The sequence below is a fragment of the Nocardia coubleae NBRC 108252 genome (assembly GCF_001612805.1).
GTDB lineage: Bacteria > Actinomycetota > Actinomycetes > Mycobacteriales > Mycobacteriaceae > Nocardia > Nocardia coubleae.
On sequence record NZ_BDBD01000019.1, the window covers coordinates 94,097 to 107,518 of the forward strand.

General features: G+C 68.2%; 15 protein-coding genes. 6 read left to right on the forward strand and 9 right to left on the reverse strand.

The window, feature by feature from the left end:
- Positions 1-2 precede the first annotated feature (2 nt).
- Together NCO8_RS20285 and mrf are read right to left on the reverse strand one after the other, a co-directional pair.
- Positions 3-269: a type B 50S ribosomal protein L31 gene (locus NCO8_RS20285; protein ID WP_067485418.1), complete on the reverse strand. Its 267-nt coding sequence runs from the start codon at positions 267-269 to the stop codon at positions 3-5.
- On the reverse strand, positions 266-1,570 hold the full coding sequence (mrf, locus tag NCO8_RS20290) for a ribosome hibernation factor-recruiting GTPase MRF (RefSeq protein WP_245655436.1): 1,305 nt from the start codon (positions 1,568-1,570) through the stop codon (positions 266-268). The genes NCO8_RS20285 and mrf overlap by 4 nt, the downstream gene beginning before the upstream one ends.
- A 104-nt stretch (positions 1,571-1,674) precedes the next feature.
- On the opposite strand from mrf, the gene rpmB reads away from it, so the two are divergent.
- The 5 genes from rpmB (at position 1,675) to NCO8_RS20315 (ending at position 3,185) form a co-directional block, all read left to right on the forward strand.
- Positions 1,675-1,911 carry a 50S ribosomal protein L28 gene (gene rpmB, locus NCO8_RS20295; protein ID WP_067485415.1) on the forward strand — a complete coding sequence of 79 codons (237 nt, stop codon included), beginning with the start codon at positions 1,675-1,677 and terminating at the stop codon, positions 1,909-1,911.
- A gap of 8 nt (positions 1,912-1,919) precedes the next feature.
- Positions 1,920-2,090, forward strand: coding sequence for a 50S ribosomal protein L33 (gene rpmG / locus NCO8_RS20300; RefSeq protein WP_011211511.1), 171 nt, complete (start codon positions 1,920-1,922; stop codon positions 2,088-2,090).
- Positions 2,090-2,395, forward strand: a complete 306-nt coding sequence (gene rpsN / locus NCO8_RS20305; RefSeq protein ID WP_067485412.1) for a 30S ribosomal protein S14 — start codon at positions 2,090-2,092, stop codon at positions 2,393-2,395. Before rpmG ends, rpsN begins: the two co-directional genes overlap by 1 nt.
- Positions 2,396-2,427: 32 nt before the next feature.
- On the forward strand, positions 2,428-2,685 hold the full coding sequence (rpsR, locus tag NCO8_RS20310) for a 30S ribosomal protein S18 (RefSeq protein ID WP_067485410.1): 258 nt from the start codon (positions 2,428-2,430) through the stop codon (positions 2,683-2,685).
- A gap of 68 nt (positions 2,686-2,753) precedes the next feature.
- Entirely contained in the window at positions 2,754-3,185 is a 432-nt protein-coding gene (locus tag NCO8_RS20315) for a hypothetical protein (RefSeq protein WP_245655437.1), read from the forward strand.
- 56 nt (positions 3,186-3,241) lie between these two features.
- Here the strand turns inward: NCO8_RS20315 and purH are convergent, their stop codons facing one another.
- The 7 genes from purH to sucC all read right to left on the reverse strand — a co-directional run bounded on the left by purH (position 3,242) and on the right by sucC (position 11,795).
- Positions 3,242-4,807 carry a bifunctional phosphoribosylaminoimidazolecarboxamide formyltransferase/IMP cyclohydrolase gene (gene purH / locus NCO8_RS20320; RefSeq protein WP_067641783.1) on the reverse strand — a complete coding sequence of 522 codons (1,566 nt, stop codon included), beginning with the start codon at positions 4,805-4,807 and terminating at the stop codon, positions 3,242-3,244.
- Complete coding sequence (purN, locus tag NCO8_RS20325; RefSeq protein WP_084457333.1) at positions 4,804-5,460, reverse strand: phosphoribosylglycinamide formyltransferase; 657 nt, start codon at positions 5,458-5,460, stop codon at positions 4,804-4,806. The genes purH and purN overlap by 4 nt, the downstream gene beginning before the upstream one ends.
- 56 nt (positions 5,461-5,516) lie before the next feature.
- Positions 5,517-7,025: a cell division protein PerM gene (locus NCO8_RS20330; RefSeq protein ID WP_067641785.1), complete on the reverse strand. Its 1,509-nt coding sequence runs from the start codon at positions 7,023-7,025 to the stop codon at positions 5,517-5,519.
- A 77-nt stretch (positions 7,026-7,102) separates the two neighbouring features.
- Positions 7,103-8,209: an RNA-guided endonuclease InsQ/TnpB family protein gene (locus NCO8_RS20335; protein ID WP_067485397.1), complete on the reverse strand. Its 1,107-nt coding sequence runs from the start codon at positions 8,207-8,209 to the stop codon at positions 7,103-7,105.
- 190 nt (positions 8,210-8,399) lie between these two features.
- Positions 8,400-9,422 carry a DUF5336 domain-containing protein gene (locus tag NCO8_RS20340; RefSeq protein ID WP_067485393.1) on the reverse strand — a complete coding sequence of 341 codons (1,023 nt, stop codon included), beginning with the start codon at positions 9,420-9,422 and terminating at the stop codon, positions 8,400-8,402.
- A 276-nt stretch (positions 9,423-9,698) separates the two neighbouring features.
- A complete protein-coding gene (sucD, locus tag NCO8_RS20345) occupies positions 9,699-10,616 on the reverse strand; it encodes a succinate--CoA ligase subunit alpha (RefSeq protein ID WP_067485390.1) in 918 nt (305 codons plus the stop codon).
- Between the two features lie 12 nt (positions 10,617-10,628).
- Positions 10,629-11,795, reverse strand: coding sequence for an ADP-forming succinate--CoA ligase subunit beta (gene sucC, locus NCO8_RS20350; RefSeq protein WP_067641786.1), 1,167 nt, complete (start codon positions 11,793-11,795; stop codon positions 10,629-10,631).
- A gap of 514 nt (positions 11,796-12,309) precedes the next feature.
- Between sucC and NCO8_RS20355 the strand changes: the two genes are divergently transcribed.
- Positions 12,310-13,377 carry a M23 family metallopeptidase gene (locus tag NCO8_RS20355; RefSeq protein ID WP_067641787.1) on the forward strand — a complete coding sequence of 356 codons (1,068 nt, stop codon included), beginning with the start codon at positions 12,310-12,312 and terminating at the stop codon, positions 13,375-13,377.
- The last annotated feature ends 45 nt before the right edge of the window (positions 13,378-13,422 follow it).

Genomic DNA, 13,422 nt, shown 5'->3' on the forward strand with positions numbered 1-13,422 from the left:
CCTCAGCCCTCCTTGCCCGGGCGCGAACGCTTGCCGTAGCGGCGCTCGAACTTCTCCACCCGGCCCTGGGTGTCGAGATTGCGGGCAGTGCCGGTCCAGAACGGGTGCGAATCCGAGGTCACGTCGACGGTGAGCAGCGGGTAGGTGTTCCCGTCCTCCCACTCGACGGTCCGGTCACTGGTGGCCGTGGACCTCGTCAGGAACTTCTTGCCGGTGTTCGCGTCCTCGAACACGACCGGGTGGTAGTCGGGGTGGATGCCCGCTTTCATGCCGTTTCTCCTCTCGGGTTGGTGTGCTCGCTCGCCGCGGCCGGAGCCTCGGCGGGGTCGGCGCACGGGTCTTCGTGCCATTCGCCGAAGGGGTCCTCCCATCGCGCGACCCGCTCCGGGGCGCGATCGACGAGCAGCAGTTCGTCGTCCTCCACCAGCGCCCAGTGCAGGGCGTGCCGGATCTCGGCGGGGTCGGCGTCGTGGGCGAGGACCACCAGCGACACATCGCGGTCGCCGAACCGGTCGTCCCAGCCGAGCGCCGCCATCGCACGCCGCGCCGGATCGACCTCGGCCTGCTCCTCGGGCGTCATCGCGGCCAGCCACTTGCCCGCCCCGCCGACGCGCAGCCCACCGCCGGCCGATTCGAGCCACACCACCTGGTCGGGCTGGGTGGCCAGCCAGATCCGGCCGCGCGCGGTGACCACACCGTCGAACAGCACGTCGAGGGCGTCGTGCAGCCGGGCCGGATGGAACGGCCTGCGGGCGGCGAACTCGATGATCGACACACCGCAGTCGGTGCTCAGCGGCGGCTGACCGCGCAGCAGCGGTGCGTGGGCGTCGAAGATACGGCCGCGCCGGGCATCGTCGGGCACGCGGGTGAGCAGCGCGCCGATCTCCACCGCGTCGAAGCCGGACAGGTCGGGAAGCCAGGCGGTCGGTGCGCCGGGCGCGAGCCGGGTGAGCACCGCGTCGAGGCGTTCGCGGTCGAGGGGCTCCACACCGTCGGCGAGCACCACGAGTGCGTCGGCGAAGTCGACCTGGCCGACGGCCACCTGGGCGACGGTTCGTTCGTCGTCGGCCGAGGCGAGACCACGGTCGGCCAGCGCCTCGTCACCCGTGGCGTCGGCGAGCCACTGGTCGCCGTCGACGCAGGTCAGCACGGCCTCGATACGCACATTCCGGGCGGCGGGACCGTCGACCCGGTCGGCGACACCGGTCACCTCGACGGTCTCGATCGCGTGGCACAGCGCCTCAGCCTCGATGGCCGGGTCGAGGGCAAGCACGATGCGCCGCACCGGCTCGCGGGCGGCGAGGGTGCACAGCATCGGCAGCAGATCGGCGCGCAGCGTGCACGACACACAGCCGTGAGCCAGTTCGAGCACCGTGGTCGTCACGTTGCCCGCGGTGCGCACCGTGCGCCGGACCACGCCCTCGCGCAGTTCGGCGAGGTCGTGGTGCACGACGACCGTGCCCGCATCCTCGCTCAGCACCGCCGCGATGTGCTCGACGCCGGTCATGGCGGGTCCGGCGAAACCGGCCAGCAGCACCACGGGTGTTCTCCGGTCGGACTGGTCAAGCACCCGGTACCCCTTTCGATAACGATTTTCATTTACTTCGAGGGCAACGGTACAGTGCGGAATAAGCATTGTCGAAAATGGTTGTCATAACCGTGGAGGGAGGTCGCATGTCGGCCCACTGCCAGGTCACCGGACGCAAGCCCGGCTTCGGAAAAGCCGTCTCGCATTCGCACCGGCGCACGAACCGCCGCTGGAACCCCAACATCCAGCGCAAGACCTACTACCTGCCCAGCGAGGGCCGCCGCGTCACGCTGACGGTCTCCGCCAAGGGCATCAAGACCATCGACCGCGACGGGATCGAGGCCGTAGTGGCCCGTATCCGCGCTCGCGGCGACAAGATCTAGGAGCACCCATGGCCTCGAAATCGACCGAACTGCGGCCGATCGTCAAACTCAAGTCCACCGCGGGCACCGGCTACACCTACGTCACCCGCAAGAACCGCCGCAACGACCCCGACCGGATGGTCCTGCGCAAATACGACCCCGTCGTGCGCAAGCACGTCGACTTCCGCGAGGAGCGCTGATGGCGAAGAAGTCGAAGATCGCCCGTAACGAGCAGCGGCGCGTGATCGTCGAGCGCTACGCCGCGCGCCGGGCCGAGCTCAAGGAGATCATCCGCAAGCCGGGCACCGGCGACGACGAGCGCGCGGCGGCCCAGGCCGAACTGCGCGCCCAGCCCCGCGATGCCAGTCCGGTACGATTGCGCAATCGGGATGCAGCCGATGGCCGGCCACGCGGCCATCTCAGGAAGTTCGGGCTCTCCCGGGTACGTGTGCGCGAGATGGCCCACCGGGGCGAGCTCCCTGGGGTCCACAAATCGAGCTGGTAGACACCCACTGATCTCGTGAGAAGGAAAATCCCATGGCAGTGAAGCGAGCACCGTCCAAGAAGGCACGCGCCGAGCAGGGCCGCAAGCCGAAGAAGAACCCGCTGATCGCCGCGGGCATCGAGTACGTCGACTACAAAGACGTCAACCTGCTGCGCACCTTCATCTCCGATCGCGGCAAGATCCGTAGCCGCCGCGTCACCGGGCTGACCCCGCGCCAGCAGCGCCAGGTCGCCGTCGCGGTGAAGAACGCGCGCGAGATGGCGTTGCTGCCGTTCACGACCACCAAGTGAGCTCGTGACAGACGGCCCCGGAGCTGGTGCTCCGGGGCCGTTTTCGTGCCGTGGCTAGGGTGGACGCCATGACACCGCTGTCGCGCCGCTTCGCCCTCGTCGCGAGCCTGGCCGTGCTGTTCGCACCGGCCTGCGCGAGTTCCGGGGACACCACACCCACCTCGGCACCGACGAACACCCGCCCGGAAAGCACCGGTCCCGGTGTAGGCCGGCCGTTCACCGCCGACCCGAACCTGGTCGACCCGCATCCGCTGCCGTTCACCGCGTGGCGCCGGGTGGGCGAGGCAACCATCGCGGTCGACTTCCAGACCGGAAATCCCCAGTGCAACGGCGTCGACGCCACCGTCACCGAAACGGCCGACACGGTCACCGTCGCACTGCGTGCCGGTACCCCCGCCGACGCCGTCGGGCGGATGTGCACGATGGAGGCCGTCCTCGGCACGCTGGAGATCACCCTCGACGCGCCGCTCGGCTCCCGGCAGGTCCTCGACGCGGCCTGAAACGGCAACGGGTGCCGCACCGTGACGGCGCGGCACCCCTTGTGGGGCAAGCGAACTCAGTGCGCGAAGTGGCGCGCCCCGGTGAGGTACAGCGTGACGCCCGCTTCCTTGCACAGCTCCACGGTGTCCTTGTCGCGGATCGAACCACCCGGGTGGACGATGGCGCGCACGCCCGCGGCGACCAGGATCTGCGGCCCGTCGGAGAACGGGAAGAAGGCATCCGAGGCGGCGACCGAACCCTTGGCCCGCTCCCCCGCGCGTTCCACGGCGAGCTTGCAGGAGTCGACCCGGTTCACCTGACCCATGCCGACGCCGACAGCGGCGCCGTCGTCGGCCAGCAGGATCGCGTTCGACTTCACCGCACGGCAAGCGCGCCAAGCGAATTCGAGGTCGGCCAGCGTGGTGGCGTCGGCGGGATCACCGGCGGCGAGAGTCCAGTTGGCCGGGTCGTCGCCCGCGGCGTCGAGCACGTCGCGGTCCTGCAGCAGCGCACCGCCGCTGATCGGACGCAGCTCCACACCCTTGCGGCGCGGCGGCTCGGCGACCAGCACGCGCACGTTCTTCTTGCGCTGCAGCACCTCGACGGCACCGGGCGCGTAACCGGGGGCCACGATCACCTCGGTGAAGATCTCGGCGACCTGCTCGGCCATCTCGACGCTCACCTCACGGTTGGCGGCGATCACGCCACCGTAGGCACTCACCGGATCGGTGGCGTGCGCCTTGCGGTGGGCCTCGGCGATATCGGCGCCGACGGCGATGCCACACGGGTTGGCGTGCTTGATGACCGCCACGGCGGGCTCGTCGAAGTCGAACGCGGCGCGCCAGGCGGCGTCACCGTCGGTGTAGTTGTTGTACGACATCTCCTTGCCGTGCAACTGCTGGGCCTGCGCGATGCCGACGGTGCCGTCGTTGCTGGTGTACAGCGCCGCGGCCTGGTGCGGGTTCTCGCCGTAGCGCAGCACCGCGGCCCGCTCCCACGAACCGGCGACCCAGCTCGGGAACTGCTCGGTCTCGGGCTGCACGGCGGGCACGGCGACCGAGCCCATCCAGCTCGCCACGGCCACGTCGTAGTTCGCGGTGTGCTGGAAAGCCTTGGCGGCCAACGCGGTCCGCTCGGCGAGGGTGAAGCCGCCCGACTTCACGGCCGCGAGCACGTCGTCGTAATCGGTGACGTCGACGACCACGCCCACCGACGGGTGGTTCTTGGCGGCGGCACGCACCATCGACGGACCGCCGATGTCGATCTGCTCCACGCACTCGTCCACACCGGCGCCGCTGGCCACGGTCTGGGTGAACGGGTAGAGGTTGACCACCACGAGCTCGAACGCCTCGACACCGAGCTCGGTGAGCTGGTCGAGGTGCTCGGCGCGGCGGGTGTCGGCCAGGATGCCGGCGTGCACGCGCGGGTGCAGCGTCTTCACGCGGCCGTCGAGGGTCTCCGGGAAACCGGTCAGGTCCTCGACCCGGGTGACCGGAATGCCCGCCTCGGCGATCTTGCCCGCGGTCGAACCGGTCGACACCAGCTCCACGCCCGCGGCGTGCAGTCCGGTGGCCAGCTCGACGAGCCCGGTCTTGTCGTAGACGCTCACCAGCGCCCTGCGGATCGCCTTACGTTCACTCACCGGTGTGCTCGCTCATCTGGTATCTCTGCCTTTCGTCCGTCGGAGACAATGCCTCGCGTCGCGACGGCGGCGATGACCTGCGCCAGCAACCGTCGCTCGACAACCTTGATGCGCTCGTGCAGCGCGGCCTCGTCGTCATCGGGCAGCACGTCGACCGCCTCCTGCGCGAGGATCGGGCCCGTGTCGACCCCGCCGTCGACCAGGTGCACCGTGCAGCCGGTGACCTTGGCGCCGTAGGCCAGCGCGTCACGCACACCGTGCGCGCCGGGGAACGACGGCAGCAGCGCGGGATGAGTGTTGATGAACCGGCCGCCGAAGCGCTCGAGGAACGCGGGGCCGACGATCTTCATGAAGCCTGCCGAGACGACCAGGTCGGGTTCGTAGGCCGCGACCGCGTCGGTGAGCGCGTGATCCCAGGCGGCCCGGTCCGGGTAGTCCTTTACCGCGACCCGGAAGTGGTCGATGCCCGCGGCTTCGGCGTGATCGGTGGCCTGGCACACCCGGTCGACGCCGACGGCGACGATCTTCGCCGGGTAGCCGGGCTCGCGGGCGGCGGCCAGCAGTGCGTTGAGCAGCGAGCCGGTGCCCGAGGCGAGGACGACGACGGTGGCCGGGGTCCGGGCGGGCTTCCACTGGGCAAACGAGGACGTCAGCGCTCTACTCCTGCGTGTGGTCGGGTGGCGGCGATCGACAATGCGCCGGGTCGAGCTTAACGACCGGTGTCCCCGTCACCCTCCGGCAGGTCCGGCTCCACCACCTCGGCGTCGACGATGTCGTCGGTCGGTGGGGTCGTCGAGCCGGGGGCGGCGATGCTCACCTCGGGTTCGTCGTCGATGTCCTCGACGAGTTCGGCGTCGACTTCCACGGCCGGGTCGGCGCGGTATTCGTGGTCGTCGTCGACGTAGTCGTGATCGTCGGTGTAGTCGTGATCGTCGGCGTAGTCGTCGTCCTCGTCTTCGTCGTCGTCCTCGAAGTAGTAATCGTCATCTTCGTCGTAGGAGTAGTCGTCGTATTCGACGGCCGGTGCGAGGAAGCGGCGGGCGAAGACCATGCCGACGAAGCCACCGAAACCGAACCAGGTGATCATCAGCACGACCAGCATCAACAGATCGGGCCCCACCCAACCGACGGCGCCGAGCTGACCGCTGCTCAGGATCGCCAGGACCAGGAAGGTGAGCGTCGACAGGCCGGCACAGGTGAGCGTCGCCCACGGCGCACCGGGGCGATCGTCACTCGTGCGGCCGAGTTCCACGCCGCCGAGCACGCCGACGGCCAGCGGCACGAGCAGCAGCACCGGCCACCACGCGGCGGCGGGACCGGTGGGCAGCGGGATCAACGCGGGGACCGGCGGCACCTGCCCGGCGCTCACACCGAACAATCCCACCGATCCGATCCCGAACTGCACCGCGGCACCGCTGAGCAGCCCGGCGGCGCCGACGATCACGTTCGGCAGGTAGAGCAGCGAGAGCAGGGTCATGCCGAGCACATCGGTCACATCGTGTGCCTGCTGGTAGGTCTCGCCGACGCGGGACAGGTGCGTGCCGAACGAGATCACCGTCGCCAGCGCCGCGCAGCCGAGCATGCGCAGCACGGTGCGGCGGGCGGCGCGCGCACCGAGTACCGCCCACTCCGGGATTTCCACGGGGAGCAGCGCACACAGCGAATCCCAGGCGCGGGCGCAGATCCCGGCGGCGGCCGCGGCCAGGTACAGCACCAGCACCCAGCCGAAAGCGGTGACCACACCGGGCGGTTCGAGTGGCGTGACGCCCGCGGCATCACCGACAACGGCCAGGCACACCGAGGTCATGACGAGCGGCCCGGCGAGTACGGCGGCGGTGAGCCAGCCCAGGTCGACCGGCGTCGGCCGGTTCGGCACGGCCCGTGCGCATTCGCGGGCGGCCAGCCACACCAGCACGACGGTCGGCACCAGCGGCAGCAGACCGAGGGTGGTCCGGCCGACGGTGAGCGGAATCTGATGAGCCGCAAGCCAGGTCGCCGCGACCGCGCCCGGCGCACTGGTGAGTTCGGTGCCCGAGGTGAGCATCACCAGCAGCACCACGACGATCATGGCGGTCAGCGCGCAGATCGTCGGCCGGGCGGCGACGAGCAGCAGGGCCCGCGCCCGGTCCGGTGGCAGCGACCACCAGGGCGGCTCGACCCCGGGGGAGGGGTTACGGGAGGCGTTACGGGAGCTCTTGGCATCCTCCCTGCCGTACACGGCGGGAATTCCTGCATCACCATCGGCCGCCGATCGGGAGAACTCCCGACCGGACTTATACCGACTCCGCAGGCGTTTCACCTCTCTGCCAGCCCGGCAGCGAGGATGTTACGAGCCGCGTTCACATCCCGATCATGGACGGCGCCACAGCGGCAAGTCCACTCGCGAACGTCCAGCGGCAGCCTGGCGTGCAATGCACCGCAATGCGAGCACACCCGGGTCGACGGGTACCAGCGATCCACCACCAACACCTCGCGGCCGTACCAGTCCGCTTTGTACTCCAGCATCGAACGCAGCTGCCGCCAGCTCGCGTCCGAAATCGCACGGGCCAGGGCGTGGTTGGCGACCATGTTGCGCACTGTCAAGTCCTCGATGGCGACCGCTTGGTTCTCGCGAATCAGTCTCGTGGACAACTTGTGCAGGAAATCGGTACGCCGGTCGGTGATCCGGGCATGAATACGCGCCACCTTTCGGCGGGCCTTCTCCCGATTGTTCGACCCCTTCATCTTCCGGGCCAGGTCGCGTTGTGCCTTCGCCAGCCTGCGCCGGTCGGCACGCTCGTGACGAGGATTGACGATCTTCTCCCCCGTTGACAGGACAGCCAAACAGGTCAACCCTACGTCGACGCCGACTGTCTGCGGTGTGGATGGCAGCGCGGCGACGGTCTCCTCTACCAACAAGGACACGAACCACCGACCCGCGCTGTCACACGAAACGGTGACTGTCGACGGCACTGCCCCGTCTGGCATCTGCCGGGACCACCGAATATCGAGCGGTTCGGCCATCTTCGCCAGAGTCAGTTCCCCGCCGCGCCACCGGAAACCCGATCGGGTGTACTCGGCGGACGCACGCGAACGCTTTCGCGACTTGAATCTCGGGTAGCGGGCGCGCTTGGCGTAGAACGCCGCGAAGGCCGCCTGCTGATGCCGGAGCACCTGCTGGAGCGGAACCGAGGAGACCTCATTGAGGAATGCCAACTCCGGCAAGCTCTTCCACTTGGTCAGTTCAGCGGACGCTTGCACATAAGTGGTCGACTTCGACTCCGTCGCGTAACGACGCTGCCGCGCATCCAATGCTCTGTTCCAGACCAGGCGAACACATCCGAACGTGCGCGACAGCTCCGCGGCTTGTGCACCGGACGGGTAGAAGCGGAACTTGTAGGCCCGCTTCACCACCTGCGACATGGCTTACAAATTAGCACATCAGAATGTAAGAAACGGGCACGGAATTGCCGTGTCTCCGCGCGATATGACCGACGTCAATTCAGCGTGGCAGCTTCCCCGGCGAGCGCGGGTCAGGCGCGCCGCGAGCCCACAGGCACACCTGTGGGCTCGCGATCGAAACCTGGGGCCACAACCAGCCGGCGGGTTTTTCCTACTTCTGGTCGTCGCTGGGACGGAACGCGGTGGTCGCGTCGGCCGCCGGGTCGGCGTTCTGCTCGCCACCGAACGGCTGACTCTGCCCGGGCTGCGGCGCCGAACCCTGCTGCGCGCCACCGTAATTGGGCGCACCGAACGGCTGACCGGTCGGCTGGCCGCCGAAGGTCTGGGTGGCACTTTCATCCGGACGCGGCTGCGCCTGCGGGGCCCCACCGTAGGGCTGCTGCTGCGGCGCGGCGCCGTACTGCTGGCCGTAGGGCGACTGCTGCTGCGGCTGACCGTAACCCTGCTGCTGACCCGGCTGACCGTAGGACGGCTGCTGCGCCTGCGGCATCGACGGCGAACTCTGCTGGCCGTAGGGCGACTGCGTGGGGTACTGCCCACCGGTCGAGGCCTGGCCGTAGCCACCCTGACCGAAGGACTGCTGCTGACCCGGCTGGCCGTATCCCTGCTGCCCGTAACCCTGCTGGCCGTACTGCCCGTACTGACCCGGCTGCTGCGGCTGCGCGGGCTTGGGCGCAGGCGGCTTGATGATGCCGAGCTGGAACAGCAGCGCGACCACGAGCAACACGGTGACGACGAACGCGAAGACCGAGACGACGAAGGCGCCCCACTGCAGTTCCGCGCTCTCGATGCTGATGAGCGCCACCACGATGCCCACGAAGCCGGCCGCGGCGAGAGCGACGGCCACGGGCAGGTTGTTCAGCTTGGGCAGCAGCGACAGACCGGCCACGATCGCGGCGGCCAGGATCAGCGCCGCGTAACCGCCCGCACTGGAATCGAACATGCTGCTGGTCTCGGTTTTCGCCCCGAGGGAGAAACCGATGAACGGCGCGAAGCCGAGCAGGAAGGTGACAACGCCGAGTCCGGCGCCCGCGGCGGTGAGAATGAAGGGCAGCCCCTTGGCGCCACCGTCGTCCACGGACGCAGCCGCGGCGGCTCCGGTGCTCGGGCCCTGCGCGGGCGCGGCGGGTGTCGCGGGTGCGTTGTACCCGGAGCCCCCTGTCGGGTAGGACATGTCGTCGTCTCCTTGTCGAGTCGTGCGCATCGGTCGCGTCGAACTGACTGGTGCCTGATCCGATACCTGACGCTACTGCACGCCACGCCCGCGGTCATCACCTACCGATGCAGGCTGTGGATAAACCACCGCCTGTGGATGAATCGACGAAGGCCGCCCAGGCTAAACCTGAAAGCGGCCTTCGACAGTGTGATTTGCGGATTACGCAGTGTTTAATTCGCCTGCCCGGAGGCCCTGCGTGGTTACGCAAGCTACCGCCTCCGGGCCTTGACCGGGTCAGGCAGAGGCGATGGACGCCTTCTCCAGGATCTCGCGAGCGAGCGCGGCGGTGGCGGACGGCGTCTTGCCGACCTTCACACCCGCAGCCTCGAGCGCTTCCTGCTTGGCCTGCGCGGTGCCACCACCGGAGGAGACGATGGCGCCCGCGTGGCCCATGGTCTTGCCCTCGGGCGCGGTGAAACCGGCGACGTAGCCGACGACCGGCTTGGTCACATTCGCCTTGATGTAGGCCGCGGCGCGCTCTTCGGCGTCGCCACCGATCTCGCCGATCATCACGATGATCTTGGTCTCGGGGTCCTTCTCGAACGCCTCGATGGCGTCGATGTGGGTGGTGCCGATGACCGGGTCGCCGCCGATGCCGATCGCGGTGGAGAAACCGAAATCGCGCAGCTCGTACATCATCTGGTAGGTCAGGGTGCCCGACTTCGACACCAGGCCGATCGGGCCCTTGCCGGTGATGTTGTTCGGGGTGATGCCGACCAGCGCCTCGCCGGGGGTGATGATGCCGGGGCAGTTCGGGCCGATGATGCGGGTCTTCTCGCCCTTTTCGACGTTGTAGGCCCACGCGTAGGCGGAGTCCTGCACCGGGATGCCCTCGGTGATGACCACGAGCAGCGGGATCTCCGCGTCGATGGCCTCGATGATGGCGTCCTTCGAGAAGGCCGGGGGCACGAACGCGATGGAGGTGTCGGCGCCGGTCTTCTCCATGGCCTCGGCCACGGAAGCGAACACGGGCAGCTCGATCTCGTTGCCGTCTTTGTCGGTGTGCTTGACCGTGGTGCCGGCCTTGCGCGCGTTGACGCCGCCGACGACGTTGGTGCCCGCCTTCAGCATCAGCGCGGTGTGCTTGGTGCCCTCGCCGCCGGTGATGCCCTGGACGATGACCTTGTTGTCCTTGTTCAGGAAGATGGACATGTTCGCTGTTCCTTACTTCGCTGCGGCGAGTTCGGCAGCCTTGTCGGCGCCCTCGTCCATGGTCTGGGCCAGCGTCACCAGCGGGTGGTTGGCCTCGGCGAGGATGCGGCGACCCTCTTCGACGTTGTTGCCGTCCAGGCGAACGACCAGCGGCTTGGTGGCCGCGTCACCGAGCACCTCGAGCGCGCCCACGATGCCGTTGGCCACGGCGTCGCACGCGGTGATGCCACCGAAGACGTTGACGAACACGCTCTTGACCTGCGCGTCACCGAGGATCACGTCCAGACCCGCGGCCATCACGGAAGCCGAAGCGCCGCCGCCGATGTCGAGGAAGTTGGCCGGCTTCACGCCGCCGTGGTTCTCGCCCGCGTAGGCGACGACGTCCAGGGTCGACATGACCAGACCGGCGCCGTTGCCGATGATGCCGACCTCGCCGTCGAGCTTGACGTAGTTGAGGTCGTTCTCCTTGGCCTTGAGCTCCAGCGGGTCGGTCGCGTCGACGTCGGCGAACTCGAGGTGGCCGGGCTGACGGAACTCGGCGTTCTCGTCCAGGGTGACCTTGCCGTCGAGGGCGAGGATCTCGTCGTTCGGGGTGCGCACCAGCGGGTTGACCTCGACGAGCGTGGTGTCTTCCTTGGTGAAGACCTCCCACAGCTTCTGGATGGTCACGGCCGCGGCGTCGAGCACCTCGGTGGGCAGGTGGCCCTTCTCCGCGATCTCGCGGGCGAAGGTCAGGTCGACACCCTTCACGGCGTCGACGGGGATCTTGGCCAGCCGCTCGGGTGTCTTCTCGGCGACCTCTTCGATCTCCATGCCGCCCTCGACCGAACACATGGCCAGGTAGGTGCGGTTGGAGCGGTCGAGCAGGAAGGAGATGTAGTACTCCTCCGCGATGTCCTTGGCCTCGGCGACCAGGAGCTTCTTGACGATGTGGCCCTTGATGTCGAGGCCGAGGATGTTCTGCGCGTGGGTGAACGCGTCTTCCGGGGTGGCGGCGTACTTCACGCCACCCGCCTTGCCGCGACCGCCTACCTTGACCTGCGCCTTGACCATGACCGGCTTGCCGATTTCCTCGGCAATGGCGCGTGCTTCTTCGGCCGTGTCGCAAACACGACCCTCGGACGAAGGCACTCCGTGCTTAACGAAGAGCTCCTTCGCCTGATATTCGAAGAGATCCATGTACTCACCGTCTCGTCTGCGTTGCTATGACAACGTCTTTGTTGGCGGCCCGACTTGCCGTAGCGACTGGTTGCAGGTCGCTCGAGGGGTCAGCTAGCGGGTCGGTCGGACTCTAACTAGTCACGGGGAGGGCTAAACGACCACATTCATCCTAAGTGGCGCAGGTCACGACGGGTGCGGGGAGGTCACCAAAACCGCTGGCCAAGGCTACTGGTGAGTAGTTTTTCGGTGCCGTGGCAGGTCGGAACACCTAAAGGGGGAACGCCCCGCCATCTACTACGTTATGTCGTCGATCGACCTCACCCGAAGTGTCGCGAATCGGTGAGTTATTCTGCAGCATTACGGTGACGAATCTCACAGACAAGTGTAGGTTCTCGACCAGCGCTTGCCACTCTGCAATCGCTTCGTTACCGTCAATGCGGTCGATGTCACAACCAGGTCACGACAACCAGGTCACGACTGGCAGGTCAGGACTGAGGAGGACGACAAGCTTGAGGAACGTCAGGCGTAGCCGATGAACCACCGCTCCACCTTCCCAGTTGAAGATCGCAACAGCTCAGGCCACCGTTACCGGTACGCCGACGAGTTCACCTCGCACCCGCGAAGCCCCCGCGCCGCCGCGCCACAACCGCAGCAGCCTGCCTGGCCGAGCACCGATTCCTGGCACACCGAGAACTCCTGGTCCGGGAACGACGCCTGGTCCGACAACGCCGCGTGGACGCCCGCCGAGGACGAATGGACCGCCGACGAGTCGGGCTCCTACGACTCCGGCACCTACGAAACAGACTGGGCGCCCGCCGAACCCGAGACCCCGGCACCCGAACCGCGTCGTGCCGAGCGGCGTGGCGGTGCCCACCGCGTGCCCGCACCGCCCACCGCGCTGAAGGGCCGCGCCGCCGTCATCGCCGTCGCCGCTGGCGCGGTCGTCGCGGCAGGCCAGGCCGCCATGGCCTCCCCGCAGCAGCCCGACACAGGCGTCGACTACGAAGCCGCGGGCCAGATCCACGAGATCGCCGCCCAGTCGATGAGCACCACCGAGGTCGCCGACCACGTCACCGGCTCGTCGCCGCAGGTACTCGACGCCACCGCCGTGGCCGACAGGAGCCACTTCGACGACATCCTCGCCAAGGGCCAGAAGTTCGCCGAAGACCTGGCCGCCCAGGAGTCCGCCAAGCTGCGGCCCCTGTTCGCGAAATTCACCACCGGTAACTACACCTCCGGGTTCGGCGCCCGCTGGGGTGTGCAGCACCTCGGCATCGATGTGGCCGGTCCGATCGGCACCCCGATCTACGCGGTCGCCGACGGCACCGTGATCGAAGCGGGCCCCGCCTCCGGTTTCGGCATGTGGGTCCGCATCCTGCACGACGACGGCACCGTCACCATCTACGGTCACATCGACACCGCGACGGTCTCGCAGGGTGAACGCGTGATGGCAGGCGACCAGATCGCCACCATGGGCAACCGCGGCTTCTCCACCGGCCCGCACGTGCACTTCGAGGTGTGGCAGAACGGCACCGACAAGATCGACCCCATCCCCTGGCTCGCCACCCGCGGCATCAGCCTGGGCGCCCAGCGCGACTGAGGACGGGTGACCAGCAGCACGGTTCCGCTTTCCCGTTAGCGGGGT

What these genes read in the sequence shown, in the direction of transcription:
- NCO8_RS20340 (WP_067485393.1), bottom strand. Translation starts at nt 9,422, where the DNA reads ATGTCCTACCCGACAGGGGGCTCCGGGTACAACGCACCCGCGACACCC.
- sucC (WP_067641786.1), bottom strand. Translation starts at nt 11,795, where the DNA reads ATGGATCTCTTCGAATATCAGGCGAAGGAGCTCTTCGTTAAGCACGGA.
- rpsN (WP_067485412.1), top strand. Translation starts at nt 2,090, where the DNA reads ATGGCGAAGAAGTCGAAGATCGCCCGTAACGAGCAGCGGCGCGTGATC.
- NCO8_RS20315 (WP_245655437.1), top strand. Translation starts at nt 2,754, where the DNA reads ATGACACCGCTGTCGCGCCGCTTCGCCCTCGTCGCGAGCCTGGCCGTG.
- NCO8_RS20335 (WP_067485397.1), bottom strand. Translation starts at nt 8,209, where the DNA reads ATGTCGCAGGTGGTGAAGCGGGCCTACAAGTTCCGCTTCTACCCGTCC.
- sucD (WP_067485390.1), bottom strand. Translation starts at nt 10,616, where the DNA reads ATGTCCATCTTCCTGAACAAGGACAACAAGGTCATCGTCCAGGGCATC.
- rpsR (WP_067485410.1), top strand. Translation starts at nt 2,428, where the DNA reads ATGGCAGTGAAGCGAGCACCGTCCAAGAAGGCACGCGCCGAGCAGGGC.
- NCO8_RS20355 (WP_067641787.1), top strand. Translation starts at nt 12,310, where the DNA reads ATGAACCACCGCTCCACCTTCCCAGTTGAAGATCGCAACAGCTCAGGC.
- rpmB (WP_067485415.1), top strand. Translation starts at nt 1,675, where the DNA reads ATGTCGGCCCACTGCCAGGTCACCGGACGCAAGCCCGGCTTCGGAAAA.
- NCO8_RS20285 (WP_067485418.1), bottom strand. Translation starts at nt 269, where the DNA reads ATGAAAGCGGGCATCCACCCCGACTACCACCCGGTCGTGTTCGAGGAC.
- rpmG (WP_011211511.1), top strand. Translation starts at nt 1,920, where the DNA reads ATGGCCTCGAAATCGACCGAACTGCGGCCGATCGTCAAACTCAAGTCC.